Origin of the sequence: Pseudanabaena yagii GIHE-NHR1 (assembly GCF_012863495.1) — a bacterium.
In the GTDB taxonomy this organism is placed as follows: Bacteria; Cyanobacteriota; Cyanobacteriia; order Pseudanabaenales; family Pseudanabaenaceae; genus Pseudanabaena; species Pseudanabaena yagii.
Genome location: NZ_JAAVJL010000009.1, coordinates 1 through 25,398, shown reverse-complemented (window position 1 = coordinate 25,398; position 25,398 = coordinate 1). Strand labels below are relative to the sequence as shown.

Sequence of the window (25,398 nt, the reverse complement as noted above, 5' to 3'; positions counted from 1 at the left end):
CGCCACAAAAAGAAGCTACCTAAAAGGCTCAAAGCAGATGCCACAATGATGGAACCAATTAAGAGCATCTTCATCAGTAATAGTCTGAATAGACGAAGTAATTGCCGCATCAAGAGCCTCGATTGTACGAGCTTTAGCTGAACGAATAATTTCCTTTAACTTTGACCAACATAACTCAATCGGTGATAAGTCTGGAGAATAAGGAGGGAGAAACTTGACCTTAGCCCCAACAGATTCAATTAAGATTTTCGCAATTTCTGCGTAATGTACTGGCAAATTGTCCATAGCAACAATTGCTCCAACCCATAATTGAGGCAATAATATTTTTTCAATAAAAACTAAAAAGCTTGCAGTATTTAAACTGCCCACAAAAGTCATTGCTGCTATCAACCCAGTATCACTCATTGCGCCGATTAAAGTAATGTTCTTGCCTTTGTTGCTTGGACGGTCGTCATATACTCTTGCTCCCCCTTCACATCTGCCATAGAACCTTGTCATCGCCAGATTTAGTCCTGTCTCATCAATGAATACAAGGTTTTTTACATCTATTGTATCGAGCCAACTCCGAAACTCATAGCGCAATTTTTGGACTCTCTCTGTGGCTTGTTCACTGGCTACTAAAGTTTTTTTTTACGTCCTAAATCCAATCGCTTGAGAGTACGGCTTAAACTCGATACACTCACCTTAATTTCTTTGCTTTCTTGGAGTTTTTCTTTTATCTCTCGCAGATATATATCATTTTGTTCTCTAACAATTGCTTTCACTAATTCTTCATTCTTGCCTTTAATTTTGGATCGTCGATCTTCCTCCTTGCGGTTTTGCGGCGATTTCACCTGTTTCTCGATACCGACGCAATAAATCTCGCACAAAAGATAAACTTACTTTAAATCGTTTTGCCAAATCTCTCTGCGTATTTTCTTTGTTTTGCCATGCACTTAATATCTTTTCCCGTAAATAAGCGCGAATATGCTGCCATATTTTATTTCTATTTCGTGATGCTTCTAGATTACTCTTCCTGTGGCGGGTTTGATCGGAATTTGCTGTAGATCCACCTTCTTTTGAGCAAGGGCTTGATACATTAAACCGATTTCCATCTGTTGCGGCGGTTTGTCAAACTTTAAGCCATAAGTTTTGGCTAATCCCGCGTAGCCATCGGCTCTTTCTAAAAACTCATAACCAAACCCTGCTTGCCATTGGGGAGTATATTGAGCTGCGTCAGATATCGTCTTGAGATTGAAGCGCTTAGCATCTTCACCGCGAATTGTAATCGCAAAGGTATTATTGAAACCCAAGGATGGCATTACTTCCAATTGAAAGTTGTCAGCATAGTTTTGTTTGACTTGTTGATATACTGCCGCAGAATCAGTAATTGGCGATCGCTTTAATACCGCCGTTAGAGCCGTGCCAGTATATTCCACATAAGCCGAAATTTGTCCCGCTTTTACCGCTTCATGGCAAACAAAGGTTCCACCCAAATTAAAACGGCGATCGACCTGTAAATTTGTGCGGTTCTCAATTTGTTGGGCTAATAATTCCCCTAAGATTAACTGCTCGGTAAAGTTTTTAGAGCCAATGATAATTCTTGCTGGTGCTTGTTGGAGCAGAATTGTCGTTATCGCGGTAATCATCGCGATCGCCACAATACCCACAATCGTAAAGCGACGATTAAACCTTGGTTGTTTTATCTTCTGTTGGGTAATCTTTTTCTCTAGCCAACCTAATCCAAAATCGGCAGCTAGCGCCATTATTGCTGCGGGAATAGCCCCTGCCAGAATCAATTGATTATTAACAGTGGAAATACCACGAAAAATAAATACCCCCAATCCACCACCACCAATGGCGGCGGCGATGGTGGCAATCCCCACAGAAATAACCGTTGCAACTCTGACACCCGCTAAAATTACACCTGTAGCAAGGGGCAGTTCCACCTGAGTTAATAATTGCCAATCGGTCATTCCCATTCCGCGTCCAGCTTCACGCACAGCAGGATCGATGTTCTGAATACCAACATAGGTATTGCGGATTATGGGTAGTAGGGCGTAAAGAGTTAGCGCCACGATCGCAGGAGTTTTTCCAATTCCTCCTAGAAATGGAACCGATATGAGAAAGCCAAAAATCGCCAAGCTAGGAATAGTCTGTAAAGCATTGGCAAGCCCTAGAACTAATGGTGCAAACCTAGGGCGGCGAGTAATCAGAATTCCCAAAGGAATACCGATCGCAATGGCTATAACCATCGCCATAATGACTAAAACTAAATGCTCACCACTAAGGCGCAAAATCTCAGATGTATATTGATTCAGAAAATTAAACAACTAAGTAATCTCCAAGTTTTTTTATTGTGTCCTCGCGCAATTCGGGGACACAGTTAATATCTGCTTTACAAATTAGTTGGCAAACAAGCCATAAATGCTTGGGCTTCGGGATGGGGCGATCGCATGAATTCTTCTTTAGAGCCTAGTACTACTAGTTGCCCTTCATGCATCAAGCCAATGCGTGTACCCAGAAAAAAAGCTTCTTGAATATCATGGGTGACAAATACTACAGTCTTTCCCAATTGCTTTTGTAAATAGCGGAACTGTTGTTGCAATTCTAATCTCGTAATCGGATCGAGTGCGCCAAAGGGTTCATCCATTAACAGGATTGGCGGATCGGCGGCTAATGCCCTCGCAATGCCGACGCGCTGGCGTTGCCCACCTGATAATTGTTGAGGATAGCGTTGAGCAAATACTTCTGGCTCTAGACCCATTAAATTAAGCATTTCATAAACTCTAGCTTCAAGTTTGGGTCTAGACCATTGCAGCAAAGATGGAACTAGTCCCACATTCTCTCCAACCGTAAAGTGGGGAAATAAGCCCGTTTCTTGGATTGCATAGCCAATCTTACGCCTGAGGGCGATCGCATCCCATTCTTGGGTAGAGCGATCGCCGACCAAAACCTGCCCTGAAGTTGGTATCAGCAAACGGTTAATTAACTTCAAAGTTGTCGTCTTCCCACTACCACTGCGCCCCAATAACAGCAATGCTTCGCCTTGATTTATTGTTAAATTTACCTGTGAAACAAGATCTCGGCGACCTATGCGAAAGTTCACATCTCGAAATTCCACCTTGACATTTGATAAATCGTCATTTGGGGAATTCCTACTTGTTGATTGGGGCATATTACTCACTTCATGTTTGATTGCAAAAAATATGGTCTTAAAACAACAGTAATCGGTAGTCCTACAAAAAGAAAGAATTTATATGGTAAGGATGGGCGGCGCTTAGCACCGCCCATCCTTACCTAATTTCGCACTAGAAACCTGCTAATTTAATGCCTTGTAGTAGCGATCGCTGCCTTTATCAATGGATTGTTTAAACTATATTACTCAACTATATGAATCTTTCGAGATCGAGTAAAATATTTAAATTCTGCGATAGGTAATCGCTGTATGGTCAACACAACCAATACATCAAATCAAACGAATATTCTTGCTGCTATTGTCTTTACAGACGTAAAAGATTCTACACGGTTAATGACTGCCAACCGAAATAGAACATTGCAAGCAATTGTGCGAGATCATCAGACACTTGAGTCTATTTGTACTAAGTACGGTGGAAAAGTCGTTAAATCGTTAGGTGATGGTCTGCTGATGTACTTTACAAGTGCCGAAAATTCAGTAACAGCAGCGATTGTTATGCAGAGAACGCTCGCTGATTTGTCTTTAGATCGCTCTCCAGAAGATATATTAGAACATCGGATTGGGATTCATCTTAGTGATGTCGTATTTATTAATGGCGACATAATGGGCGATGGTGTAAACATTGCATCTCGTATTCAGTCTTGTGCCAAACCTTGGGGCATTTGCATTTCACGAGTCATTTTTGATTCCATAAGCGCTGTTGTCAAAGTGCCTATTGACGATGGAGGATTAAGAGAACTCAAAGGTATACCATAATGGGTAAGAGTTTATCACTTAATACCAGTAGAACCGAAGATTGCTCTCAATTGTCAATCTGACAGATATAGTAATGTTAAGCATTTGGAGCATCTTTGGAATAATGAAGGCATTATCCCTGAAGAACCAGTAGGACAGGTTCCTTCAAATTCTCCTTTTTATATTGATCGTCCACCCATTGAGGATGATTGCTTTGAAGCAATTGAGAAAACTGGAGCGCTAATCCGCATTAAAGCGCCGCGACAGATGGGAAAGTCTTCATTGTTGGGCAAAATTTTGCACCATGCATCACAACATGGATGCCAAACTCTTTCTCTTAATTTCCAAAGTGCTGATAGTAATGTGTTTGCCGATTTAGATAAATTTTTACGCTGGTTCTGTTCCATTGTGGGGAGGCAACTCAAACTAAAAAGTAAGATTAGCGATTCTTGGGATGAGATTTACGGTAGTAAAGACAATTGCACGGCATACTTTGAGGATTATGTTCTCCCAAAAATCGATGGTGCACTTGTAATTTCATTAGATGAAGTGGATCTGATCTTTCGTTATCGTGCAATCGCTGAGGACTTTTTTGGATTGCTCAGAGCTTGGCATGAGGCAGCAAAAAGTGACGATTTGTGGAAGCGTTTGCGGCTGATTGTTGTTCACTCTCAAGAAGTTTACATTCCACTAAATATCAATCAGTCCCCATTTAATGTAGGATTACCCATTGAATTGCGGGAGTTTTCACGCGAACAAGTGACCGATCTTGTCAATCGGCATGGGCTGAGATGGACAGATGTTGAGATAGATCGTCTCATGACAATGGTTGGCGGTCATCCCTATCTAGTGCGCGTTGCTTTATATTACATTGCTCGAAATAGCATCGATCTTACTGATGTGTTAAAAACTGCTCCAACAGAGGCTGGTATCTATAGCGATCATCTCCGTCGTCATCTATGGAACCTTGAACAAAATCCTAAACTTGCTGAAGCGATGAAAAAGGTGGTAAGTAGTAAAGATCCAGTGAGATTACCCTCTGAGGAAACTTTTAAACTAGATAGCATGGGATTGACTTTGCGTCATGGAAATGATGCGATCCCACGTTGTAATCTTTATCAACTTTATTTTAGCGATCGCCTTGAGGTATACGACAATCTATGACAAACCCAAACTATACCTATCAAGCAGGAGGCTGTCTTCCTGCAAATGCTTCTACTTACGTGCGCCGACAAGCCGATGAAGATTTGTATGAAGGTATAAAAGCTGGAGAGTTTTGTTATGTACTGAACTCAAGGCAGATGGGCAAGTCTAGCTTGCGAGTTCAGACTATGAAACGATTACAATCAGAAAGTTTTGCTTGTGTTGAAATCGATATGACTTCGATTGGCAGCCAAAATCTCACAGCCGATCAGTGGTATGCCAGTATCGTTCGCAATCTTGTAAGTGGGTTTAAACTTGGGGAACAAATTAATTTAAGAACATGGTGGCGCGATCGCGATCTCATTTCATCAGTACAAAGGTTTAGCGAGTTTATTGCAGAGGTTTTATTAGAGAATATTTCGCAAAAAATTGTCATTTTTATTGATGAGATCGATAGCGTGCTTAGTCTTCCCTTTAATGCAGATGATTTTTTTGCGTCGATTCGCGCTTTTTATAACAGTCGTGCCGATCACCCTGACTTCTATCGACTCACTTTTGTATTGCTCGGTGTGGCGACTCCCTCTGACCTAATTAAAAGCAAACAGCATATCAGTACGCCTTTTAATATCGGACGAGCGATCGAGCTACAGGGATTTGAGATTGATGAGGCACAACCACTTGTCGATGGTTTAGCAGAAAAAGCTGCAAACTAGATTTGATGAGAATTTATCCAGAAATCCTGAAGAATTAGAAGAATTAGATAAGATTTCAATTGAATCATCAAAACTCTTGGCTGAATTAGAGACACAGATAGAACTCGAAATAAAGCAAGCTGATGCTAAAACAAGGTTTGATGTACTTTTAAGACAAGAGCAGTTTGAGGAAGCTGTTGAAGTAGTTAAAGAGTTACAATCTTATAGCTTTAATCTAGCAACTATATATGAGACATTAAATAATCTTTGCTGGTATGGTAGCTTAAAGGGAAAAGCTTCTGAGGTAATGTTTGCTTGCGAAATTGCAACTCAAGAGATGCCAGAAGATGAACACTGTAGAGATAGTCGAGGTTTAGCTAGGGCATTAACTGGTAATTTTGAAGGTGCAGTCGAAGACTTTCAGTTCTTTGTAGATAGAACAAATAATCTAGAATTAAAATTAGAACGCGAACGTTGGATTCTTTCGCTTCAGAAGGGAATTAGTCCTTTTACAAAAGGCGAACTCGAAAAATTAATATTAAATCTCTATCAATCTGATAACTCAATTAACGCTGAGGTAGAAGAGAGTCAATTTGAAGATACTCACGAAGTTTGGTATAACCGAGGTGTTAATCTTGGTGATTTAGGTAGGCATATTGAAGCAGTAAGTGCTTATGACGAGGCAGTAAAGATAAAGCCTGATTTCTATCAAGCTTGGCACGATAGAGGTATTGCTTTAGAAAGATCAGGAAAATATATAGCCGCGCTCGATTCTTATGATAAAGCCTTAGAAATTGTTCCTGATGATTTCGAGGCATTGTACAAAAAAAGCAGTGTATTAAGAAAATTAGGGAGGTACGAAGAAGCACTATTTGCTAAAGATAATTGCTTAAAAATCAAACCTTATAGTTATATTGTGTGGTTTTATCGAGGTGAGGTGCTAAGGAATTTAGATAGAAATGAAGAAGCAGTCTTATCTTATGATAAAGCTTTAGAACTAAAACTTGACTTTTATGAAGCTTGGAATGAGCGAGGTGTTGCTTTAGGTAACTTAGGGAGATATGAAGAAGCTGTTGACTCTTTTGATAGAGCTTTAGAGATACAAGCTGACTACTACTCAGCATGGGTTACGCGTGGGCAAGCATTAAGTAACCTAGAAAGATATGAAATGGCAATCGCTTCATTTGATAAAGCTATAGAGATTGAACCTGATTATTATTCAGCATGGGATATGCGAGGTTTGACACTAATAAATTCAGGTAGTTACAAAGATGCGATCGCATCATATGAAAAAGTTTTGGAAATTCAACCAGAACATTCAAGCGCTTTGTATAACAAAGCCTGTGCCTACGCTTTACTTGGCGAGATTGCACTTGCTCTAGACAATCTAGAAAAGGCTATTCAGTTGAATTCATCAGAGTTTCTTGATTTAGCAAGGAAAGATAAAGACTTTGACTCGCTACGTTCCAATCCGAGATTTCAAGATTTAATTGCCGATTTGCCGACCATCCTGAATGATAAGGCTCAAAATAACGATCCTGATAAATTTTATAAACAAGGAGTTGCTCTTGCTGATATAGGTAGATATGAAGAAGCTATTGTTTCTTACGATATAGCATTGAAAATTAAACCTGATTTCTATGATGCATGGTACAAGCGAGGTTCTGCACTTAGAAATTTAAGTAGATATGAAGAAGCCTTTGACTCCTACGAGCAAGCTTTGAAAATTAAACCTAATAAAGGTGTTGTATGGTTTCAACGAGGTCATGTTCTATTAAAATTAGACAAATATGAAGATGCTATTTCATCCTTTGATAGAGCAACACTAAACAATCCTGATTCTGACGAAGCTTGGTATAAACGTGGCTTAGCTTTAGGTAAATTAGGTAGATACGAAGAAGAGATTGCTTCTTATGATAAAGCTTTAAAAATTAATCCTTACAAATATAATGCATGGCATAACAGAGGAATTTCTCTAAAAGAACTTGGTAGGTATGAAGAATCCATTATCTCCTATAACAAGGCACTAGAGATCAAACATGACGACTGCGAAGTATTGAAAAATCGGGGTGTTGCACTTGTTCATTTAGGTAGATACGAAGAAGCTATCGCATCATATGAAAAAGTTTTGGAAATTCAACCAGAACATTCAAGTGCTTTGTATAACAAAGCCTGTGCCTACGCTTTACTTGACGAGATTGAACCTGCCCTAGAGAATCTTGAAAAAGCTATTGAGTTAAATCAATCTGAGTATTGTGATTTAGCCAAGAATGACGCAGACTTTGATTTAATCCGCTCTGATTCAAGATTTCAGTTATTAATTAACAATTCTGAACCAAATCCAATTTTGTCTGATTTACTTCAAGTCTCCGATAAAAGCTCTAATTCCTTAGAGACCAATGCTAATAAGTAGCTAGGCATAAGAAAACTCAAAATAGGAAGTATCAAAGCCAAGAGAATCGTAACGGGAAAGAAGAGCATCTTGATACCCCACATTAAATAATCCTCAGAGTCAAACATTTGTCCAGAAAGATGGTCACGCTTTAAATGTAACCACTCCAATTCAATGGGATTCATCTCGGAGCAGTAGGGAGGCAACTGAAATAAAAATAAGCCCTTACGCTCCCACTCAGGAATTTTGAGTTGTACTGCCTTAGAGGTATGGGTAGAGCTATTATCTTGACCAATGACAGTAATTACACGATGACGCAAGAATAAATCCGCAGCTAAATCAGCCTGTCGATCCATGATTTCCATATATTCTTTGCTGGTGATACTACCGATGCGATAAGCAGCATCAAAACTTACTTCAGGCTCCAACACACCAATTAAACTGACACGCTTACCTCGCAATGCTGTTTGCTCAAGACGTTTACTCTGCCCTTGCCGAATCCAGCCATACTGCACAGGAGACCAACAACTAAATCCTGTTTCATCTAGATATTTCAAACAAATCTCGCCTGCTGCTGCCGCTAACTCTAAAAAATCTAAATCGGCTTGTTTTATGGCTTTGGTTTCTTGATCCTGTTTGTCTTGGTGGGAAATTCGCGCCCGTTTCCATACCCAACCCTTTTTTTTAGTAGTTTCCTAATGCGGTCACTACTTAGGTTTACTTGTCTTTCTTGCTGAAGCTTGGCGGATAATTGCTGACTGTTGTACACCTGACTATCTTGTTCCAGACAGGTTTCCAGATATTTCAGGTCTTCCTCTTGCCATTGTTTTGGTCTTCCTGTTTTGGGCAAGTCATACAACCCTTGTTCGCCATTTTGTTTCCATCTTTGGATGATTTCTCGCACTGTTTGTTCATGCCACTCGAAATATGCTGCTATTTGGGCGACTTTCCACCCATGACTGCTTAGCCGTATCGCTTCGGCTCTGTGTTTTACTCGTTTTCCTGTGGCTTCTTTTTGGCTGATTTCCAGCAGTCTTTTGTCTTCTTCTAGACTCAGTTTTACTTTGAGGGCGGCTGGCATTGTTCGGCGTGTTATTGAACTGCTTTATCTTAACTTTTCTTTGGTCTACCTACTTAATACAGATAATCTAGTTTTGCACCTTTCTAATGAAGTAAAACTGGAACTAGTTTTTATACCTGCGGGTAATTTTGTAATGGGTTCTCCAATGGATGAGAAAGATTGTCGAGATAATGAAAAACCACAACACAATGTGAGCATTCAATCATTCTTTATGGGGAAATACCCAATTACACAAGCTCAATGGCAGATTGTGTCAGCTATGCCAAAAGTTAAAAGAGATCTCAAGCCAGAACCATCTCGATTTAAAGGAGATAATCGCCCCGTCGAGCAAGTATCTTGGCTAGAAGTAATAGAATTTTGTACAAGGCTATCTATACATACTGGAAGAAAATGCAGGCTTCCTAGTGAGGCAGAGTGGGAATATGCTTGTCGCGCTGGAACTACTACAGCTTATTCCTTTGGCAGCAATCTTACTAAGTTAAGTAACCATGTTTGGTATTCTGAAAATTCTAGAGGTCAAACTCATCCTATCGGACAGATGCAGCCAAATTCTTTCGGTTTATTTGATATGCATGGTAATGTGTGGGAATGGTGCGCCGATGATTGGCACGATAACTATGGAGGAGCACCCGAAAATGGGATCAGTTGGATAAAAGATTATCTGAATTATGAAGCACCCCAATCACTCAAAATGCTTCGCGGTGGTTCATGGTTCAACCTTTCTAATCATTGTCGGTCAGCCTTTCGCTATTTTAGCAATGCTCGCCGTCAGTACGACGACATTGGTTTTCGAGTTGCTTGCTCTATACAGTAAGAAATTTCTTCTGTCAACTGGTTGTCGATTTTGCCAGCAATTCTCATTATGACTTTTGATTAGCCTAAACCGTCAAATTTTCAACGAAGACATCGGCTTTTCAAGGACAGCTATTGCGACTATGCTCAATAGCTAACGCTGGATCAAGGTAATTTTTCCATAATGAGAATTGCTGCGATTTTGCCCTCTCTCAGATCTTGCATCCTCCTCCTCTGACACAGTTCACAACTCTGGTAGTCATAAACTAAAAAGGAAAGGACGCTCATTAACGCTAAAAACAAGATCATTACTGACTATAAACTACAGTCAAACTATTACAAAATCGATCCTTTCCTTTTTAGGACTAAAGAGTTTACTATATTGCCCACTTTTTACACTTATTGAAAATAGCTTTCATCATTAAAATCCTTTTGGCAACAATTACCCAAACAATTACGCGCACTACGAATACAACCCGACTCCGCAAACCTCCGCCCATGTTTCTCCACCGTTGGTTTAGCTAACCAAAACAGAGGAATACCCGTTAACTTCCAAGTTAAGCGTCCAAAAGAATGAAAAACATCCCAAGCCTCATCTTGCGAAGGTTTCACATAGAACTCATGCAATTCAGAACGAAACGCATCCCAAAGCAATCCGATAGTTTGTGGATGATATTGATCGTAAGCCAGCATCCCTTGTTTGTAAGCCTCAATTAGATTGCTAGGCATCGGTAAAACTTGGTAAACAATGTCAGTAATCTAACACAATTACTAAACTTGCAACAGAAATATCTTAGAACAGATAATTGTCACTTATTTGCTGTTAAATTCAAATAAATAAGTATAAACACTTATTGCTGTTAACGTAAATTATAGGTTTCAGGATTGTGCTTGGCTCGTTGCGATATATTGAAGGGGTATCTCTGCCCGTTAGTTGTCGTCATGCCAAAATGGTTTAATACTGCTGGTCCTTGTCAAGCTGATATTCATTACATGCTGCCGTCTACGGATCGGCTGCCTGAAATAGTGAATTTGATTGCCCAGCGTAACTATTTTGTGATCCATGCACCAAGGCAGGTGGGTAAGACTACAGCAATGCTGACACTTGCTCAAGAGCTAACTTCGAGCGGTCAATATACGGCGGTAATGTTGTCTCTGGAAGTGGGGGCTGTATTTTCCCACGATCCTGAATTAGCAGAGCGTGCAATTTTAGATGAGTGGCAGGATGCAGTTAGATTTTATTTACCGCCAGAGTTGCAACCAAGTCATAGCATTTTAGGGGAGTCAGGTCGTCAAATTGGGGCGTTTTTGGCAGCATGGGCACAGGAGTCACCACATCCTTTAGTGGTATTTCTGGATGAAATTGATGCTTTGAGTGATGAAACTTTAGTTTCAGTGCTGAGACAAATCCGCTCTGGGTTTCCGCGTCGTCCACAGGGATTTCCGCAGTCATTGGCACTAGTAGGGATGCGCGATGTACGGGATTATAAATATGCTTCAGGAGGAAGCGATCGCCTGAATACTTCTAGCCCTTTTAATATCAAAGTGCGTTCCTTTACTTTGAGTAATTTCACACTTGAGGATGTGAGGAATCTTTATCAGCAACATACAGATGCGACGGGTCAAGTATTTACGCCTGAAGCGGTTGATTTAGCTTTTCATTTGACGCAGGGACAACCATGGTTAGTCAATGCGATCGCTAAGGAAATTGTGGAATATATCACGAAAGATCCTGCAATTCCGATTACGGCTGATTTGGTAAATGAGGCTAAGGAGATTCTGATTAAGAGACAAGATACCCATTTGGATAGTCTTGCTGAAAGATTGCGGGAAGATAGAGTCAGAGCGATTATCCAACCAATTCTGTCTGGGCAAGAACTAGTCAATATGCCCGAAGATGACTTACGCTTCGTACTTGATTTAGGTTTGTGCAGCCGAGATAGTCGCGGAGGTATTCAAATTGCTAATCCAATTTATCGGGAAATTATTCCGAAAGTATTAGCTTCGATAACGATCGCGTCTTTAACTTCAATAGCTCCAACATGGTTAGATAATGATGGGAACCTCAATCCTCAAGCGCTGTTAGATTCTTTTATATTATTCTGGCGGCAGCATGGAGAGCCATTATTTGACAGTACACCCTATCCAGAGATTGCGCCTCATATTGTATTGATGGCATTTTTGCACCGTGTTGTTAATGGTGGTGGCACGTTGGAAAGGGAATATGCCATTGGTTCGGGAAGAATGGATATCTGTTTGCGATATGGTAAGGTAACTTTGGCGATGGAGTTGAAGGTATGGGCTGATAAAAGACCAGATCCACTTAAGGATGGTTTGCCACAGATTGATAAGTATTTATCGGGATTGAGTTTGGATACAGGTTGGTTAGTGATCTTCGATCGCCGTTCTGGTTTGCTGCCGCTAAGCGAGCGCACGACGACGGAGAATGTGATTAGTCCCGCAGGGCGAGAAATCATTGTGATTCGAGGCTAAAGACTAATTGCTATGTCAATACCAGAGCCAACTTTAGTTATTTATGGTGAACCGCCCAAAGCGATCGCCACTACCGACTTACGCCAAGCAAGGGTTGATGAATTTTTAGCATCGAGGTCTTTACAGCCCAAAAGTCGTAAGGCTTATCAAGCAGACTTGCGGATATTTATGAATTGGTGCGATCTGGCTTGGGTGGATGTGAGTCGTCGTAAAGTGACACAGTTTAAAACTTTTTTGCTGAAGGAACGTGAGTTGGCTCTGAGTTCGGTGAATCGGGTGTTGCGAACTCTGAAATCGTTTTATCGATGGATGTTGCTGTCGGAATATGTGGTTGCCGATCCGACGATTGGGATTCAGCAGGAGCGATTGCCCGATCCTGTGGCAAAGGATTTAGAAGATGAAGAGGTGTTGCGAATTTATGAGGCGATTGAGTTGAGTAAATTGGTGTTACGCGATCGGGCTTTGTTTTCGGTGTTGTTGCATGGCTTGAGAGCGGAGGAGGTTTGTCGTCTGAATATTGAGGATTATGTGAATAGGGAATTGGTGATTAAGGAGGCGAAATGGGATAGTAAGGGAGAAGTGCCTTTGACGAAGTTGGGTATTCAGGATTTGGATGCTTATTTGGTTTGGCGGAGGGAGCAAGAAGGGGAGTTGTCGAATGATAGTGCTTTATTTGTGTCTTGCTCTAATCGGAGTCAGGGTAAGCGGTTGACTTATTGGGGGATTCGGCATGTGATGGATGATTTGGCTGAGAAAACGGGAATCGATTTGCATTCTCATCGTGGGCGGCATACTTTTGCGACGAATCTGATTGTGAAGTATGAGTTAGATCCATCGTTGGCGATGGAATTGACTCGACATCGAGATGTTAGGAGTTTTAGACGCTATACCAATCGCAAGAATAAGATTGCGGCGAAACGTGCTTTTTTAAAGGCGGCGGAGATGTTGAATTAGGAAGGAGATTTTTCGGTAGTCCTAAAAAGGAAAGGATGAACGAGCAGGCAAAGAAGCGTTGTAATGATGAATAAAATTCCAAATCGCACCAATGTGGTTTTCCAACATTTTAGAAAAGGATAGGGTCTTTCTAATTAGTCTTGATACTCGTTGTCGTAACGTACAGTTGAATCTCTCAATATAGTTGGTCTTTCCAGAGTCTTTACCGACAGCCCTATGAAGTTTGCTGGGCAGGACAACTGGATAAGGTGTGTAGAAATCAGTGTAAATCACCGCACATTGTCGATAGACACTAGGCAACGCTTCCCATAACTTCTGAGCTGAGTCCCCAGAACGATCGCCGATATAACAACCTACTATTTCACGAGTCTCGGTATCAATGGCAAGCCATACCCACTGTTTATTGCCTTTGGCATCCACAAAAGACCATAATGCATCCATCTGTATGGTCAAACGGTGTGTTGTTTTGGGTTCTACCTCAACAGGTTGAGGAACGTTCTCATATTTATGATTGACGTAGCTCTGCAACCATCGTTCTGACACCTTGAGGACGCTGGCAATTCCAGCTAGAGGGATTTTTTCTAGTAGTAGTGTCTCTAAAAGGTCATAAGTGTCTTGGATACGCTTTTTAACCACTGATACCGACTGGCTGGATGGGCACGATAGCATTGACTCTGACATTGCTTTACTTTGTAACAACCATCTGGATATTTTCCTCCATCCTTTCCTTTTTAGCACTACCAAATATCGAATTGGGCTGAGTCTAAACGACCAGCCTTGTATAAGGTTTCGGCAATTTCAGAAAATTTCAACACTGCATGGGCTTGGTAATCCTGGCGCTCTATTTTCTGGTTCACATCCTCTTTGAGATCGATCAATACAACTACATCCTTCACCATTAAACCCACAGATTGCAGTTTTTCGATGCTTTCTAGTACACTCTTACCTGTGATCAGAACGTCATCAATCAACACAACCGTATCACCGTTCCGAAATTTCCCTTCAACTAAACGACGGCTTCCGTGGGCTTGGACTTCTTTGCGGGGAAAAATCATAGGGTAGTTGAGGCGCAATCCCAAACCCGTTGCCGTGGGCAATGAGCCGTAGGGAATGCCTGCAATGAGATCGAAGGTCAAAGTTTGGAGAATATTGGCATAGGCTTTGAGGACTTGCTCGAATACTTGAGGATGGGAAATGATGGTGCGTAGATCAATGTAATAGGGAAATGTTGCACCCGATGCTTGGACAAAGTCCCCAAACTGAATGCAGCCAATGTCATAAAGCTGCAAAATCAAATCTTTATGAGGATGTTCTTGCAGCAGGCAAACATTTGGGAACCAAACTGAACAGGTTGGATTTCCCTGATTCATGTCAGCTATGATCTGGTTGATATCATTCTGTAACAATCGGATAGCATTTCTGGGAGATTCACAGCCTAACAGATCATCAGGAGTAGAAATAATCAGCCCATCAGCATTGGAGGTTAGCCCTGCTTTCAGAAATGCTTTCAATTCTGTTGGCTCTAGCGAAATGTCATCTGCTAAGATCAACCGCTCAGGCGAAATCGCACGGATACGAGCAAAGACCTCAGCGCTGCCAGCCACTTCTAGCCCCAACTGCTCGGCAATCCCCCAAGTTTTAGCTTGCTCTACTAAATTCAGATAGAACGGTGATTGATGGCTCGGATATTCCTGCAACATTGCTGTTGAAGAATTGTCCGTAGCACACAAGATAAATACAGCTTTATCTGGATAGATGAGAAAGGGAGTCACGCCATCTTGCCCAATGTATGGATTGAGGGTAACTGCATCTACCTGCCAGACTTTAAAGATCATCTGGGCAAAAATTCTGCTGGTATGACTGTCACTATGCTGAGCATCTAAAATAACTGGAATGTGATGTGGGATAGTTGCTAATATCTGCCTCAATAATCCTAGTCCCGAAGCCCCCAATGCTCGATAGAACTCAAAAGTTAGTGTGTAAGCGCAAACTAAATCAGCCGTTTCAACAATCAACCATTGCAACCATTCCTCTAATTCCCAAATATGAACATGGGCTTCTTCCCATCCACCTAAGTGTTGGGGCCATATTTGAGGATTAGGAGCGAGTTCAACAGAGAGTAAACTCTGATTGCGCGTCATAGCCTTGCCCAACTTATCGCAAAAATTCATAAACACTTTTGGGGGAGAAGGATCTAATCTTCATAAACGCGACACTCCAAAGCATTAGGATTATCTTCGCAGTATGATTGGAGTGAATTCTGTTCCTTTTTTTTGACCAGTTGATGGTCGGCTCCCGCTTGGAGGTTCTCAACAAAATCCCAAGCCGCAGCGCACTCTGGAGAGTTGCTTCCTCTAGCCATACAAATAGTCCTTGCGTCTTCGCGGGCAATTTCGATTTCGTCTTCTATAAACAGTCGTTTCGGATTTTCTACAAAGTCACTCTTAAAGAGAATATCACTGACGGAAACAATGCCCATCAAGGTTTTACCCTGAACCACAGGCGCTCGACGAATGTGGGTTTGAGCAAATAACCGCGCCACATATTCCACACCCAGTTCGGGATTGATGATCACACAGGGCTTGACCATAATTTCGTAAACCCGCACGATCTTGGGATCGAGACCAAAGGCTGCCACTTTGTAGATAATGTCGGTTTCGGTCACCATCCCATAGGGGTCTTGTTCATTGCGTGGTTCGACTATCAGTCCCCGTAGGCGTTTATCTTTCATCAACTTCACAGCATCTGCAACCGTTGCCGAGCCACGAATGGAGACAACGTTTGGGGTCATAATTTCTTCGGCTTTCATCATAGGAATTTAAAATTTTATTCAATGGGATAAGTGGAATATGCTCAAAAACTGGCTAGTATTTCCCAGAAAGTAATTTGCTGGGTGGCAATTTCATTACAGATCGTAGAGAAGTAAGAGGGTAATCGCTGATTTTGTGCGGGGCTGCGGTAGTCGCTGCATCGTTCTCCTGAATGCTAGGTGCATAGATGCCAGGTGCATAGGCTTCAAGCACTGCACCATTTTGCGAACACATTGTCATAAAATAGTCGCAAGTTGGACATTCGGTCTGAGTCACTTGTAGGCTTGGGCACTTGCAGCCAATGGTTAAGCGATCGCTCAAGAGCCGTTGAGCCACGCTGCCACAGTTAGGACATCGAATTTCTATGCGTATATTCATCGTCGCACCTCAAAATTGAATGATTTTGTGAGAAGGAAATGTTCAAAAGCAAGGGGTAAACCACTTTGGAAGACTATCGTTGTCGTTCTACCGCAGCCGTAAATTCTTCATAGGATTTGACCCCAACTAACGTTTCCATCAATGCGCCCTGTTTAAAGACCATGACGGCTGGAATACTTCTAATCCCAAAGCGTTTGGCTACGGCTTTGTTATTGTTGTTGTCCAGATCGAGTTTGAAGACTTTAACGCGATCGCTATAATCTTCAGCCAGTCGATCAATTAATGGCGCAACCATTTTGCAAGGACCACACCAAGTTGCCGTGCAATCTACAACCATGAGTGATTCATTGCTCAATAGGGAATCAAATTCAGTTTCATCTTGAATAAATGCAGCCGTACCCATGTTTATATCTCCAAATTGATGATGTGTGACTTAGTACTGTGTGACTTAGCACAAATTTTCTTCTTGGTGCGTTTTAATCGTGCAATTGGATCGGGGATAAGTAACACAGGTCAGCACAAACCCAGCATTCACTTGGTCTTCATCTAAAAATGATTGATCCGACTGATCCACTTCACCAGAAATCAGTTTGCCAGCACAGCTAGAACAAGACCCTGCCCGACAAGAAATTGGTAAGTCAATGTCCGCTTCGCATGCGGCTTCGTAAACGGTTTGATCGTCTTGGACATCAATGGTGACATCTAATCCCTCGTCATTCACGAGTTTTACTTTGTAAGTTGCCATGCGGTACTCCTAATCAAAACAAATTTAAGGCGTTAAGTTGGGATACACTGTTGTTGCAAGTCATTGAAGTGAAACCACCATGACAGCAGTTCCTTCTAACAATTTATCTGCCTGGGAGCGCCTAGAGCTAGGCAGGCAAGCAAAAGCAAGCAACGGTGGTTATGCGGGCTACGGATCGCCTGCGTTTGGGCAACGATCCGTAGATGGTGAATTAGTGAATGACCCAGAAGAGTCAGAGGTAATTGAACTAATTCGCCGCCATCACAAATCTGGGAAATCGTTACAGAAGATTGCCGATTGGCTTAATGAAAATGGGTACACCACCAAACGAGGTCAACTGTGGCAGCGTATTTCCGTAAAACGAGTGCTTGATCGACTTTATGGAAAAATGCCCAGAATTTCTGGAGTAACATCTCAGGCTGAGCAAAATCTAGAAGTATTGCCCTTGGTGTCTAGCGACACCACTCCTAAAACCATTAAAGCCTCAATACCTTTTATATAAATAACTATAGCCCCCAACGTGTTACATCCCTGTATGATACACCGAAATTGGTCAACAGCTTTACTAATTTATGTAGTAGGTGTTAGACGAAACGTTGCATTCCTCTAGAATAAGGTTGATGGCACTATATTTTGGGACAGCAGACTCCACCTGCAAAACCGATGTTAGGAGTTTTAGGCGCTATACCAATCGCAAGAATAAGATTGCGGCGAAACGTGCTTTTTTAAAGGCGGCTGAACGGTTAGATTAGAGGAATTGTTCGGCGGCACTATCTCCAATTAGTATAGTTAACATGAGTTCGGGATAAGGATTTAACCCAATATCACGCTCTATAGTAGTCCCTGCAAGGAGAAAAGACATCTATAAAACCACAGTGCTTTTTACTTAGCAATAAAGAATTTAAAGTGAAAGCCACGATTTTTGACTGCTTCAGCATCGCTCTGGAGAATATTACTTGATAGATATAGGATTCAGCCTTTCTTATCCCGAACTGATGTTAGTTAATAGGAAGTGGGTAATTCATGACGACTGTTGTTACTTTTTTTGGCGATCGCATTGTGGCGGAATATAGACAGGCATTGAACTGGTTATTATTTGGCTAATAGGACCTAATAGGGGCGATACACTGAATTTGTCTCTACAAATTTGGAACCTGTGCAAGAGTTAATGACCCCATATTCCGCTCGTAATGGAAGGGAAAAAACAATTAGGAAACAGGAGCAGGAAGCAAATAATAGCGTTGGCAGGAGGGAGAAAAGAAATTCAAAATGTGAAGGTGAAGAGGAGACAAATTTGCAACTTGAGTCAGGTTCTGAAAAGAAACCAAATGAACCGCCATAAAACATTGAAAGACCCAACGCAAAGTTGGTGAATTAGTGGTTGGCACTGGACAGTTAAAGCGTGATCGACGTATTTGCATTTTTTTAGTGTCATGAAATAGACGTTTCAGCCACTATCCCTGCTTAGCTGACCAATGCCCCATTGGTAAAGAGGTTGATCATTTGCCATTGAGGATCGGAGAGCGATCGCTTGACGATCGCACCGCACCCAAGTCATAAACACCAGTTTTTCCTTCAGGAATGTCAATGGAGAAGATGGCGGGGGGATCGTTAAACATTTTTAACTCATAGCGACCTGGTTTAATTCCTTTTAAGACAAACTTTCCTGCCTTATTCGTGAATATTTGTAAGGGAGTCCAATTGGGATCGGATAGAGAAATAAATTCTCCAGACAGTTGAGATAGCGGCTCATTTTTGTTATTGCGTAATGTACCGCGTAAAAAGATAGTTGCATCAGTACCAACACGGATCGCCGTTCCACTTTTGTAAGTGGGTAAAATCGCATAGTTGGTTTGACCTAAATCGTAACCCATAGGCAAATTTTGAGCAGAAATACGGATTTTGGAAACTTGATAGGGTGACAAATCGGGTAAGATAGCTGGTCCAATTCCTTCTATCTGCGCGGCATTACCACCGATCGCATTGGGGTTAATACCGATTACACGACCTTGCAGAGTGGGGTGCGGCGCGACTAAAACGAAGCTACCCGTAACGGGGCGCGAGATCCCCCAATAGCCATCGGCAAATACCAAAGACGTTCCGAAATCCAACTGAGTGGTATTTGTAGTTTGCCCCTTACGATTAAGCGAAGTATTTTGGGATAATGTGAATTCTCCTCGATAACCGCGATAGTTGAGTTTACCTGTGAAACTGTCATTTGAAGGGTTGCGGGTGATATCCGCAGCCATACCAATGCCTTCTAAATTTGGGGATGAATTAGTCCAACTTGCCCTTGTGGTGGGAGCATCTTTATTAGTTATATCCATTGCAGCTTGGAGCGTTTGCTGAGTTTGTGGAATTGTGCCTGACCAAGTTACGCCGATTAAAATTTTTTGTTCTTTAGGCTTGATACCATCTCCCGATTCACTGAGATTCAACGAAATTGAGAAGCCATTGCCGAGGTATTTATTGAGGTTTAAGCCTATTTGATAGCTGTCAGGGCGATCGCGTCCCAATTGATAACGAAAATTTAGACTGCTCGTGATTTCCCAGAATAATTTTTGGCGATAATTGGCGGTGAAATCTAGCCGAGAGGGGTTAGTCATCTGAAGGCTAGAAGATGAATTTCTAGATAGATTATTCGATGAATTGGAAGACAAATTAGAAGATAAAAAGTTCGCACTGCGATGTTCGAGCGTGAAGCCAAAGGACTGATCTAAAGGATTGGTTTCCCCTGACTTGATAAATTCGTAACCCAAACGAGCCGCTAGCCCTAGCCCTAATTGCTCGGCATTACTAATAGCCGTATCCCAAGAAATATTACCTAATATTGTCGCCCAAGATCCCTCTAATCCCATGATTTGCTGACGGAGATCGGCTTGGAGATAGCCGCCCATTGAGAGGGTATTATTAATTCCTTGACGATAGGTGGCAAAAATAGTCGGCGATGTGAAATCATAACTAGTGCCATTACCGCTAGTTAGGCTGGGAAAACCAAAGATATAGGCGAATTGCTGTGCATTGGGAGCAAGTAGATTGGAGGCGATCGCATTGCTAAAGTCCAAACGCTGCACTCGTCCCACATTATCAGTAATTACTAACTGCACATCATTCACCCCAGAACCAAGGGTCAGATTCCGAATATCTTGCTGACCTGCCTTTAGTTCTAAGGTTTGCAGCAGTCTACCATTGACAAATACTTCTACGGTGGAGGGGTTTTCTAAAAAAAATTCGTATTGACTGACAGGACGGGTGATCAGATAGGGTTGCAAGCTGTAATTTCGGGCGATCGACAATCCTAATAAGGGTTTGCTGAGTTGATAGCCAACAGTAGGAACCCCCAGATCGCCGATCGCATAGGTGACAGCGCGATCGATGTCATCGTGGACAATCCGAAAATTACCCCTTGTCCATTCCGAACTAGCCCGTTCGACAAAGGAGAGATTACCTTCTAAAACCCAACCGTTCCAATTAAAAGCCGTATCAAAGTTGAGATTTAGCGGCTGCCTTGCCGTCTTACTGGAGTTCCCCTCATTATCAAAGACAAACTTCTCACCCCCACGAACTGTCAAATAGCCACTATATTGACTCGGCAAAATCGCATTTGCTGCTTCGGGATCCCCTGATTGCGAACTCAAAACATTGACTTTGCGCTGCGCTGGAGGGACTTCGATGAATAGTTCCAATTTCCGCGCGTCAAAGATAGCTTTTAAGCCATTTTGGCGCAATAGATCGATCGCAATGTTCTTTTCTTTATCAAGCCCAGCTTGCAACTTGTCGAGGACTTCTGAACGCACCACTTCCTTCAAGCTGTCAAGCAGAATTGTGGAATTGATCCTGATTTTTGAGCGATTATTAGCCTCCAATAAAATAGGAATCCGTCCCTTGATTTGACCATCGATCGACCAAGAAACCGTTAGCCTCTGATTGCCCTGTGGTGACTGAGGACGCTTAAATACCTGTTGAAAAAGCCCGTCTTCGGGAGGATCGGGTGCGATTTTTTGGGCTAGTGCGGCTCTGGGAACTAACAAAATAAGACTGATGACAGCAAGGAAAATCTGGCTGACAAAACCCATGAAATCTATTGTTTATAGTCAAATGTCGCGGTCACAGTTCCCTGGGGTAAATCCGCAGGATAGGGAATCACAAAGCGGCGCTTATGATTTGCCAAAATATTTTGACCGGTAATTTCCTTAAGTTGTTCAGTTGAGAGAGCCACGGTTTTACCGCCACTGGTAAGGCTTAACTTAAAATCTGCCAAGGTTGCTCTAGCTATGCCTTGATTGTTAAAGGTAATCGCAATTACAGGTTTATCCTTTTCTTTTTGGACAGCGACATTATCTAAAACTAGTTTAGGCTCGGCATTCTCAGGACGGACATAGAGAGAACCCATATATTTAAGCAAAATCTCGACCTTAGCAGTTACTTTGCTGGGTTTGCCAGCTTCAGGCTTGGTGAGATTAATCGGTACTTGTTCGGACACTAGGCGATAGTAAAGCTCCTTAGTTGGGTTTGAGTCGCCCACCCATGTCACGAGTACGGTTTGCTTGGTATTTGGTTGGAGAATTACTTGCGGTGGATAGATCAAAAAGTTATCATCGGCGGGTGTATAGCTTTCGTTCCCATCTATATCCATTTCACGAGTAACCACTGACAATTGGACGGCTTCTGGTTCGTTGCTATCGCTAATCAGATCGTAGGATTGGCTTGCCTCGGTGCCGATGGGAGTAAATGTCCGCGAAATGGGCTGAATTTTAAAGGCGAAACTGGGTTGAATATTTACCAGTAATAGAAATAACGTCAGCCAGAGTTGAGAAAATTGTAATTTCATATTTGTAGTCAAAGAAAGATTTAGCGAAGAGCGTGTTAATGATCCCCCTCAATCCCCCTTGTAAAGGGGGAAGAAGAAAATTTAATTAATTCTCCCTCCTTTACAAGCTACCGTGTACACACAAGTCGGACTTACCCCCTTTAATTCCCCCTTGCAAAGGGGGAGTTAGAGAGGGTAAAAAACTTCTCAAACATGCTCTAATTATCAGTGACAGTGAAAGTAATGCTACCTGTATAAGTCCCTGGAGCTTGATTGGGGGGTATAGTATAACTAATGAAAATACTTGAATCAGATGCATTCCCAGTACTAGAGCTTCTGGATAATTGCAGGGGATTAGAATCATAATAGTTGGGCAATTGCATAGACGTGGGCGATGTTGAGTTAGCACCTAGAGCTTCACCCAATCCGCCAAATTCTATAAAATTAGAACCTGATACTAATCTCCAATTACTAGCACTAGTTACGGTAACTTTAAGTCCATTCCTATTGTTAGTTAATAAACCAGATATAGCGGCAATCTTAATGCCAGTATAAGCATTACCAGGAGTCAAAGTAAGAGAGCCAGCATCAGGCGCAGGAGATAATGTAATTGGTAAAGCAGCAGGAACAGTACCACTCAAGTTAACCGTGGCGGTAGGACCAGCAAATGCCGCCGCCTTCGTCATGAGAGAGGCGGTTGCCGCCAAACTATAAGCCAAAAGAATACGATGAACTTTAATCATGATTACTAGTGATGTCTAGCTACAGGACAAAAAATAGAAACTTTTACTCAGAAAGGATTTTGGTAATTGCCTTAGATCCTCTCAGAGTAACAGCTTTTGGACGTTCTATTTTTGATCTTTGTCCTGTAGTTAGGATGTTTAGTTATTTATCGGTGGCAGTGAAAGTAATACTTCCCGAGTAAATACCTGCGGTAATGTTTGGGGCGTTATAACTAATGTACAGACTTGAATCTGGTGCAGCCCCTGCCACATTGGTATTTGTGATAGCGAGGTCAAAAGGAACATTGGACTGGAGGTTATTGTCTTGTATCCTTTTCCTATTCGCTGTCGCAATGCTACTCGAAGTGCTCGTAGATTCACCAAAACCCGTAATGACTATATACTCAGTAGTCGATGTCGATGTCAACCTCCAACTACTAAGTACACTAACTTTAAGTCCGCTGGAACTATTAGTTGCCGCACCAGTTATATTAGCGATCTTAAGATCATAAGTATTATTGCCAGGGACAAAAATCATAGCACTAGCCTCGCTCGTAGCAGTTACCGTAAGTGATAAATTAGAAGGAATAGTACCACTCAAGTTAACTTTGCCAGTAGTGTCAGCAAATGCAGGTGAATTCACCATTAGAGAAGCGGTTGCAGCCAAGCCAGAAGCCAGAAGAATACGATTAAATTTGTTCATAATTACCAGTGATGTATAGCTCAACAAGAAAAACTCAAAAAGCCATCTCAGAAAGGAAGCAAGATGATTGCCATACATTCTTTCTGAGCAAGAGTTTTAGGGCGTTCTATTTTTGATTTTTGTCCTGTAGATGTTTCGTTAATTATCGTAAGCAGTGAAAGTAATGCTTCCTGTGTAAGCCCCCGGAACTTGACTAAGTGGTACGCTATAATCAATGAAAACCATTGAACTAGGTGCATTCCCCGAGGTAGTAGTCTTTGTGACGTTGAGAGTATAAGGAACGGAGCTGTTAGTTGCAGTCTTTACCGTGGCTACTGAAGAGGAATCCGGAGCATCACCAACTGTGGTGATCGGTATAGTATTACTACCTGATGTTAATTGCCAAGTACTACTTACCAAAACTTTAAGCCCAGCAAGATTGTTGGTTTTCCCACCATATACCCAAGCAACTTTAACATCAGAATAATTTCTACCAGGTGTTAAATCAAGAGCAGAAGCAGAAGTCTGTGCATCTACTGAAAGGCTTAGAGTCGAAACAAGAGTACCACTCAAGTTAACCGTGGCGGTAGTGCCAGCAAATGCAGGTGAATTCGTCATTAGAGAAGCGGTTGCAGCCAAGCCAGAAGCCAGAAGAATACGATTAAATTTGTTCATAATTACCAGTGATGTCTAGAATGCGATTAAATTTGTTCATAATTACTAGTGATGTTAGCTACAGAACTAAAAATTGCCACTGTTACTCAGAAAGGATTTGAGGTAATTGCCTTACATTCTTTCTGAATAAAATTTTTTGGGCATTCTATTTTTGATTTTTGTCCTGTAGATGTTTAGTTAATTATTTATCACTAGCAGTAAAAGTAATGCTTCCTGTGTAAGTCCCCGCAGCTTGACCATTTGGTACAGTATAAGCAATGAAAATACTTGAATCAGATGCACTCCCGGATGAAGCAGTGTTTGTGGACATGACAGTATAGTTGCCAACTGGGAAAGGTTGATTACCCGTGACTGATGTAGCGGTAGTACTAGGAGCATCACCTATATTGGTGATGGCTATAGAATTAGCACCCGATGTTAACGCCCAACTACTACTTAACACAACTTTCAGTCCATTAGCACTGTTGGTTGAAGCGCCAGTTATCGTACCAACTTTAACATTACTATAGCTACCTGGTGATAATACAAGACTAGCAGCAGAAGGATTTGGAGTTACTGTAATTGTTAGATTAGAAGAAACAGTACCACTCAAGTTAACTGTGGCGGTAGTGCCAGCAAATGCAGGTGAATTCGCCACTAGAGATGCGGTTGCAGCCAATCCAGAAGCCAGAAGAATACGATTAAATTTGTTCATAATTACCAGTGATGTCTCGGATGTTCAGTCAAATATCGGTCGAAGCAACAGAAATACTTCATTTTGTAAGGTCAATAATCTTTAACCTAGTGATTAAAGTATTTACATTGACTTTACCCATGTAAAACAGTTTGCCTAAATTCCACCCCGTATTGATAACCTTATACTTAATATAGAAAAAAACCCAGAAAAATTTTTGTCAGTTTTTTGTCTAAATATTTGCCTAAAAATTGACAAAATAAAATAGCAATTGTCTGCAATAGACTAGATTACTTGATTGTATTTATGTAAAATCAAATACTACGGCTTAATTAAGGTATAAGGTTTTCTCTATGTCTAGACTTTCAATTTTGGGGGTGGAGAAAGTCAATGCAGTCATTAAAAAAAGCGGTCGTAATAAAACCGATCGCTATTGGGCGGAA

The 25,398-nt window shown here is 41.6% G+C and carries 27 protein-coding genes and 3 pseudogenes; 9 read left to right on the top strand and 21 right to left on the bottom strand.

Annotated elements, in window-relative coordinates; translation table 11 throughout:
- Nucleotides 1-15 precede the first annotated feature (15 nt).
- The 5 genes and pseudogenes from HC246_RS25370 to HC246_RS25355 form a co-directional block, all read right to left on the bottom strand.
- A pseudogene (locus HC246_RS25370) lies at nucleotides 16-597 on the bottom strand (IS630 family transposase); the annotation flags it as partial.
- Between the two features lie 20 nt (nucleotides 598-617).
- Entirely contained in the window at nucleotides 618-833 is a 216-nt protein-coding gene (locus HC246_RS25700) for a hypothetical protein (protein WP_211167961.1), read from the bottom strand.
- A complete protein-coding gene (locus HC246_RS27105) occupies nucleotides 784-900 on the bottom strand; it encodes a hypothetical protein (protein ID WP_404822297.1) in 117 nt (38 codons plus the stop codon). Before HC246_RS27105 ends, HC246_RS25700 begins: the two co-directional genes overlap by 50 nt.
- A 101-nt stretch (nucleotides 901-1,001) precedes the next feature.
- Complete coding sequence (locus tag HC246_RS25360) at nucleotides 1,002-2,312, bottom strand: ABC transporter permease/substrate-binding protein (RefSeq protein WP_225903121.1); 1,311 nt, start codon at nucleotides 2,310-2,312, stop codon at nucleotides 1,002-1,004.
- Nucleotides 2,313-2,377: 65 nt separating this feature from the next.
- Entirely contained in the window at nucleotides 2,378-3,157 is a 780-nt protein-coding gene (locus HC246_RS25355; protein ID WP_169366197.1) for an ATP-binding cassette domain-containing protein, read from the bottom strand.
- Between the two features lie 270 nt (nucleotides 3,158-3,427).
- Between HC246_RS25355 and HC246_RS25690 the strand changes: the two genes are divergently transcribed.
- The 4 genes and pseudogenes from HC246_RS25690 to HC246_RS25340 all read left to right on the top strand — a co-directional run bounded on the left by HC246_RS25690 (nucleotide 3,428) and on the right by HC246_RS25340 (nucleotide 8,161).
- Nucleotides 3,428-3,934 carry an adenylate/guanylate cyclase domain-containing protein gene (locus HC246_RS25690; protein WP_211167960.1) on the top strand — a complete coding sequence of 169 codons (507 nt, stop codon included), beginning with the start codon at nucleotides 3,428-3,430 and terminating at the stop codon, nucleotides 3,932-3,934.
- Between the two features lie 84 nt (nucleotides 3,935-4,018).
- Nucleotides 4,019-5,077 carry an AAA-like domain-containing protein gene (locus HC246_RS25685; RefSeq protein WP_211167959.1) on the top strand — a complete coding sequence of 353 codons (1,059 nt, stop codon included), beginning with the start codon at nucleotides 4,019-4,021 and terminating at the stop codon, nucleotides 5,075-5,077.
- Nucleotides 5,074-5,754, top strand: a pseudogene (locus tag HC246_RS25345) (AAA-like domain-containing protein); the annotation flags it as partial. The gene HC246_RS25685 and the pseudogene HC246_RS25345, both read left to right, overlap by 4 nt.
- A 91-nt stretch (nucleotides 5,755-5,845) precedes the next feature.
- A complete protein-coding gene (locus HC246_RS25340) occupies nucleotides 5,846-8,161 on the top strand; it encodes a tetratricopeptide repeat protein (protein WP_169366195.1) in 2,316 nt (771 codons plus the stop codon).
- On the opposite strand, the gene HC246_RS25335 is transcribed toward HC246_RS25340, so the two are convergent.
- Both HC246_RS25335 and HC246_RS25330 read right to left on the bottom strand, forming a co-directional pair.
- Complete coding sequence (locus tag HC246_RS25335; protein WP_169366194.1) at nucleotides 8,110-8,697, bottom strand: transposase; 588 nt, start codon at nucleotides 8,695-8,697, stop codon at nucleotides 8,110-8,112. The genes HC246_RS25340 and HC246_RS25335 overlap by 52 nt on opposite strands.
- 53 nt (nucleotides 8,698-8,750) lie before the next feature.
- Nucleotides 8,751-9,221, bottom strand: coding sequence for a helix-turn-helix domain-containing protein (locus HC246_RS25330; protein WP_169366193.1), 471 nt, complete (start codon nucleotides 9,219-9,221; stop codon nucleotides 8,751-8,753).
- Nucleotides 9,222-9,294: 73 nt separating this feature from the next.
- Between HC246_RS25330 and HC246_RS25325 the strand changes: the two genes are divergently transcribed.
- Nucleotides 9,295-10,035 (top strand): formylglycine-generating enzyme family protein, encoded by a 741-nt coding sequence (locus HC246_RS25325; protein ID WP_225903120.1) that lies wholly within the window; start codon nucleotides 9,295-9,297, stop codon nucleotides 10,033-10,035.
- A 377-nt stretch (nucleotides 10,036-10,412) separates the two neighbouring features.
- Here HC246_RS25325 and HC246_RS25320 read toward each other — a convergent pair whose 3' ends face one another.
- Nucleotides 10,413-10,742 carry a hypothetical protein gene (locus HC246_RS25320; protein ID WP_169366192.1) on the bottom strand — a complete coding sequence of 110 codons (330 nt, stop codon included), beginning with the start codon at nucleotides 10,740-10,742 and terminating at the stop codon, nucleotides 10,413-10,415.
- A gap of 213 nt (nucleotides 10,743-10,955) precedes the next feature.
- Between HC246_RS25320 and HC246_RS25315 the strand changes: the two genes are divergently transcribed.
- A complete protein-coding gene (locus HC246_RS25315) occupies nucleotides 10,956-12,506 on the top strand; it encodes an ATP-binding protein (protein ID WP_169366191.1) in 1,551 nt (516 codons plus the stop codon).
- A gap of 12 nt (nucleotides 12,507-12,518) precedes the next feature.
- Complete coding sequence (locus tag HC246_RS25310) at nucleotides 12,519-13,460, top strand: tyrosine-type recombinase/integrase (RefSeq protein ID WP_169366190.1); 942 nt, start codon at nucleotides 12,519-12,521, stop codon at nucleotides 13,458-13,460.
- Nucleotides 13,461-13,481: 21 nt separating this feature from the next.
- Here the strand turns inward: HC246_RS25310 and HC246_RS25305 are convergent, their stop codons facing one another.
- The 6 genes from HC246_RS25305 to HC246_RS25280 all read right to left on the bottom strand — a co-directional run bounded on the left by HC246_RS25305 (nucleotide 13,482) and on the right by HC246_RS25280 (nucleotide 17,393).
- Entirely contained in the window at nucleotides 13,482-14,141 is a 660-nt protein-coding gene (locus tag HC246_RS25305) for an IS1 family transposase (RefSeq protein ID WP_169366189.1), read from the bottom strand.
- A 56-nt stretch (nucleotides 14,142-14,197) separates the two neighbouring features.
- Nucleotides 14,198-15,601, bottom strand: a complete 1,404-nt coding sequence (locus tag HC246_RS25300; protein ID WP_450091442.1) for a bifunctional orotidine-5'-phosphate decarboxylase/orotate phosphoribosyltransferase — start codon at nucleotides 15,599-15,601, stop codon at nucleotides 14,198-14,200.
- A 53-nt stretch (nucleotides 15,602-15,654) separates the two neighbouring features.
- Nucleotides 15,655-16,272, bottom strand: a complete 618-nt coding sequence (locus HC246_RS26800; RefSeq protein ID WP_169366187.1) for a CP12 domain-containing protein — start codon at nucleotides 16,270-16,272, stop codon at nucleotides 15,655-15,657.
- A 52-nt stretch (nucleotides 16,273-16,324) separates the two neighbouring features.
- Complete coding sequence (locus HC246_RS25290) at nucleotides 16,325-16,648, bottom strand: hypothetical protein (protein WP_169366186.1); 324 nt, start codon at nucleotides 16,646-16,648, stop codon at nucleotides 16,325-16,327.
- A gap of 73 nt (nucleotides 16,649-16,721) precedes the next feature.
- Nucleotides 16,722-17,051 (bottom strand): thioredoxin family protein, encoded by a 330-nt coding sequence (locus HC246_RS25285; protein WP_169366185.1) that lies wholly within the window; start codon nucleotides 17,049-17,051, stop codon nucleotides 16,722-16,724.
- 45 nt (nucleotides 17,052-17,096) lie between these two features.
- On the bottom strand, nucleotides 17,097-17,393 hold the full coding sequence (locus HC246_RS25280) for a 2Fe-2S iron-sulfur cluster-binding protein (RefSeq protein ID WP_169366184.1): 297 nt from the start codon (nucleotides 17,391-17,393) through the stop codon (nucleotides 17,097-17,099).
- Between the two features lie 79 nt (nucleotides 17,394-17,472).
- Here HC246_RS25280 and HC246_RS25275 point away from each other — a divergent pair, with 79 nt between their 5' ends.
- Entirely contained in the window at nucleotides 17,473-17,895 is a 423-nt protein-coding gene (locus HC246_RS25275; RefSeq protein WP_169366183.1) for a recombinase family protein, read from the top strand.
- A gap of 118 nt (nucleotides 17,896-18,013) precedes the next feature.
- Nucleotides 18,014-18,145, top strand: coding sequence for a hypothetical protein (locus HC246_RS26650; RefSeq protein ID WP_263972586.1), 132 nt, complete (start codon nucleotides 18,014-18,016; stop codon nucleotides 18,143-18,145).
- Between the two features lie 456 nt (nucleotides 18,146-18,601).
- Here HC246_RS26650 and HC246_RS27170 read toward each other — a convergent pair.
- From HC246_RS27170 to HC246_RS25240, 7 genes and pseudogenes are all read right to left on the bottom strand, one after another.
- Nucleotides 18,602-18,772: pseudogene (locus HC246_RS27170) on the bottom strand (IS1634 family transposase); the annotation flags it as partial.
- Between the two features lie 120 nt (nucleotides 18,773-18,892).
- Complete coding sequence (locus tag HC246_RS25265; protein WP_169366181.1) at nucleotides 18,893-21,469, bottom strand: fimbria/pilus outer membrane usher protein; 2,577 nt, start codon at nucleotides 21,467-21,469, stop codon at nucleotides 18,893-18,895.
- A gap of 5 nt (nucleotides 21,470-21,474) precedes the next feature.
- Nucleotides 21,475-22,224 (bottom strand): fimbrial biogenesis chaperone, encoded by a 750-nt coding sequence (locus HC246_RS25260; protein ID WP_169366180.1) that lies wholly within the window; start codon nucleotides 22,222-22,224, stop codon nucleotides 21,475-21,477.
- 197 nt (nucleotides 22,225-22,421) lie between these two features.
- Nucleotides 22,422-22,946, bottom strand: a complete 525-nt coding sequence (locus tag HC246_RS25255) for a hypothetical protein (protein ID WP_169366179.1) — start codon at nucleotides 22,944-22,946, stop codon at nucleotides 22,422-22,424.
- Between the two features lie 142 nt (nucleotides 22,947-23,088).
- On the bottom strand, nucleotides 23,089-23,628 hold the full coding sequence (locus HC246_RS25250; protein ID WP_169366178.1) for a hypothetical protein: 540 nt from the start codon (nucleotides 23,626-23,628) through the stop codon (nucleotides 23,089-23,091).
- Nucleotides 23,629-23,766: 138 nt separating this feature from the next.
- Nucleotides 23,767-24,282, bottom strand: coding sequence for a hypothetical protein (locus tag HC246_RS25245; RefSeq protein ID WP_169366177.1), 516 nt, complete (start codon nucleotides 24,280-24,282; stop codon nucleotides 23,767-23,769).
- Between the two features lie 181 nt (nucleotides 24,283-24,463).
- Entirely contained in the window at nucleotides 24,464-24,976 is a 513-nt protein-coding gene (locus HC246_RS25240) for a hypothetical protein (protein WP_169366176.1), read from the bottom strand.
- Between the last annotated feature and the right edge of the window lie 422 nt (nucleotides 24,977-25,398).

Coding starts and splice junctions, on each gene's coding strand:
- HC246_RS25320 (WP_169366192.1), bottom strand. CDS start 10,742: ATGCCTAGCAATCTAATTGAGGCTTACAAACAAGGGATGCTGGCTTAC.
- HC246_RS25250 (WP_169366178.1), bottom strand. CDS start 23,628: ATGAACAAATTTAATCGTATTCTTCTGGCTTCTGGCTTGGCTGCAACC.
- HC246_RS25305 (WP_169366189.1), bottom strand. CDS start 14,141: ATGTCAGAGTCAATGCTATCGTGCCCATCCAGCCAGTCGGTATCAGTG.
- HC246_RS25240 (WP_169366176.1), bottom strand. CDS start 24,976: ATGAACAAATTTAATCGTATTCTTCTGGCTTCTGGATTGGCTGCAACC.
- HC246_RS26800 (WP_169366187.1), bottom strand. CDS start 16,272: ATGATGAAAGCCGAAGAAATTATGACCCCAAACGTTGTCTCCATTCGT.
- HC246_RS25690 (WP_211167960.1), top strand. CDS start 3,428: ATGGTCAACACAACCAATACATCAAATCAAACGAATATTCTTGCTGCT.
- HC246_RS25265 (WP_169366181.1), bottom strand. CDS start 21,469: ATGGGTTTTGTCAGCCAGATTTTCCTTGCTGTCATCAGTCTTATTTTG.
- HC246_RS25255 (WP_169366179.1), bottom strand. CDS start 22,946: ATGATTAAAGTTCATCGTATTCTTTTGGCTTATAGTTTGGCGGCAACC.
- HC246_RS25280 (WP_169366184.1), bottom strand. CDS start 17,393: ATGGCAACTTACAAAGTAAAACTCGTGAATGACGAGGGATTAGATGTC.
- HC246_RS25315 (WP_169366191.1), top strand. CDS start 10,956: ATGCCAAAATGGTTTAATACTGCTGGTCCTTGTCAAGCTGATATTCAT.
- HC246_RS25300 (WP_450091442.1), bottom strand. CDS start 15,601: ATGACGCGCAATCAGAGTTTACTCTCTGTTGAACTCGCTCCTAATCCT.
- HC246_RS26650 (WP_263972586.1), top strand. CDS start 18,014: ATGGCACTATATTTTGGGACAGCAGACTCCACCTGCAAAACCGATGTT.
- HC246_RS25310 (WP_169366190.1), top strand. CDS start 12,519: ATGTCAATACCAGAGCCAACTTTAGTTATTTATGGTGAACCGCCCAAA.
- HC246_RS25355 (WP_169366197.1), bottom strand. CDS start 3,157: ATGCCCCAATCAACAAGTAGGAATTCCCCAAATGACGATTTATCAAAT.
- HC246_RS25245 (WP_169366177.1), bottom strand. CDS start 24,282: ATGAACAAATTTAATCGTATTCTTCTGGCTTCTGGCTTGGCTGCAACC.
- HC246_RS25285 (WP_169366185.1), bottom strand. CDS start 17,051: ATGGGTACGGCTGCATTTATTCAAGATGAAACTGAATTTGATTCCCTA.
- HC246_RS25260 (WP_169366180.1), bottom strand. CDS start 22,224: ATGAAATTACAATTTTCTCAACTCTGGCTGACGTTATTTCTATTACTG.
- HC246_RS25275 (WP_169366183.1), top strand. CDS start 17,473: ATGACAGCAGTTCCTTCTAACAATTTATCTGCCTGGGAGCGCCTAGAG.
- HC246_RS25330 (WP_169366193.1), bottom strand. CDS start 9,221: ATGCCAGCCGCCCTCAAAGTAAAACTGAGTCTAGAAGAAGACAAAAGA.
- HC246_RS25290 (WP_169366186.1), bottom strand. CDS start 16,648: ATGAATATACGCATAGAAATTCGATGTCCTAACTGTGGCAGCGTGGCT.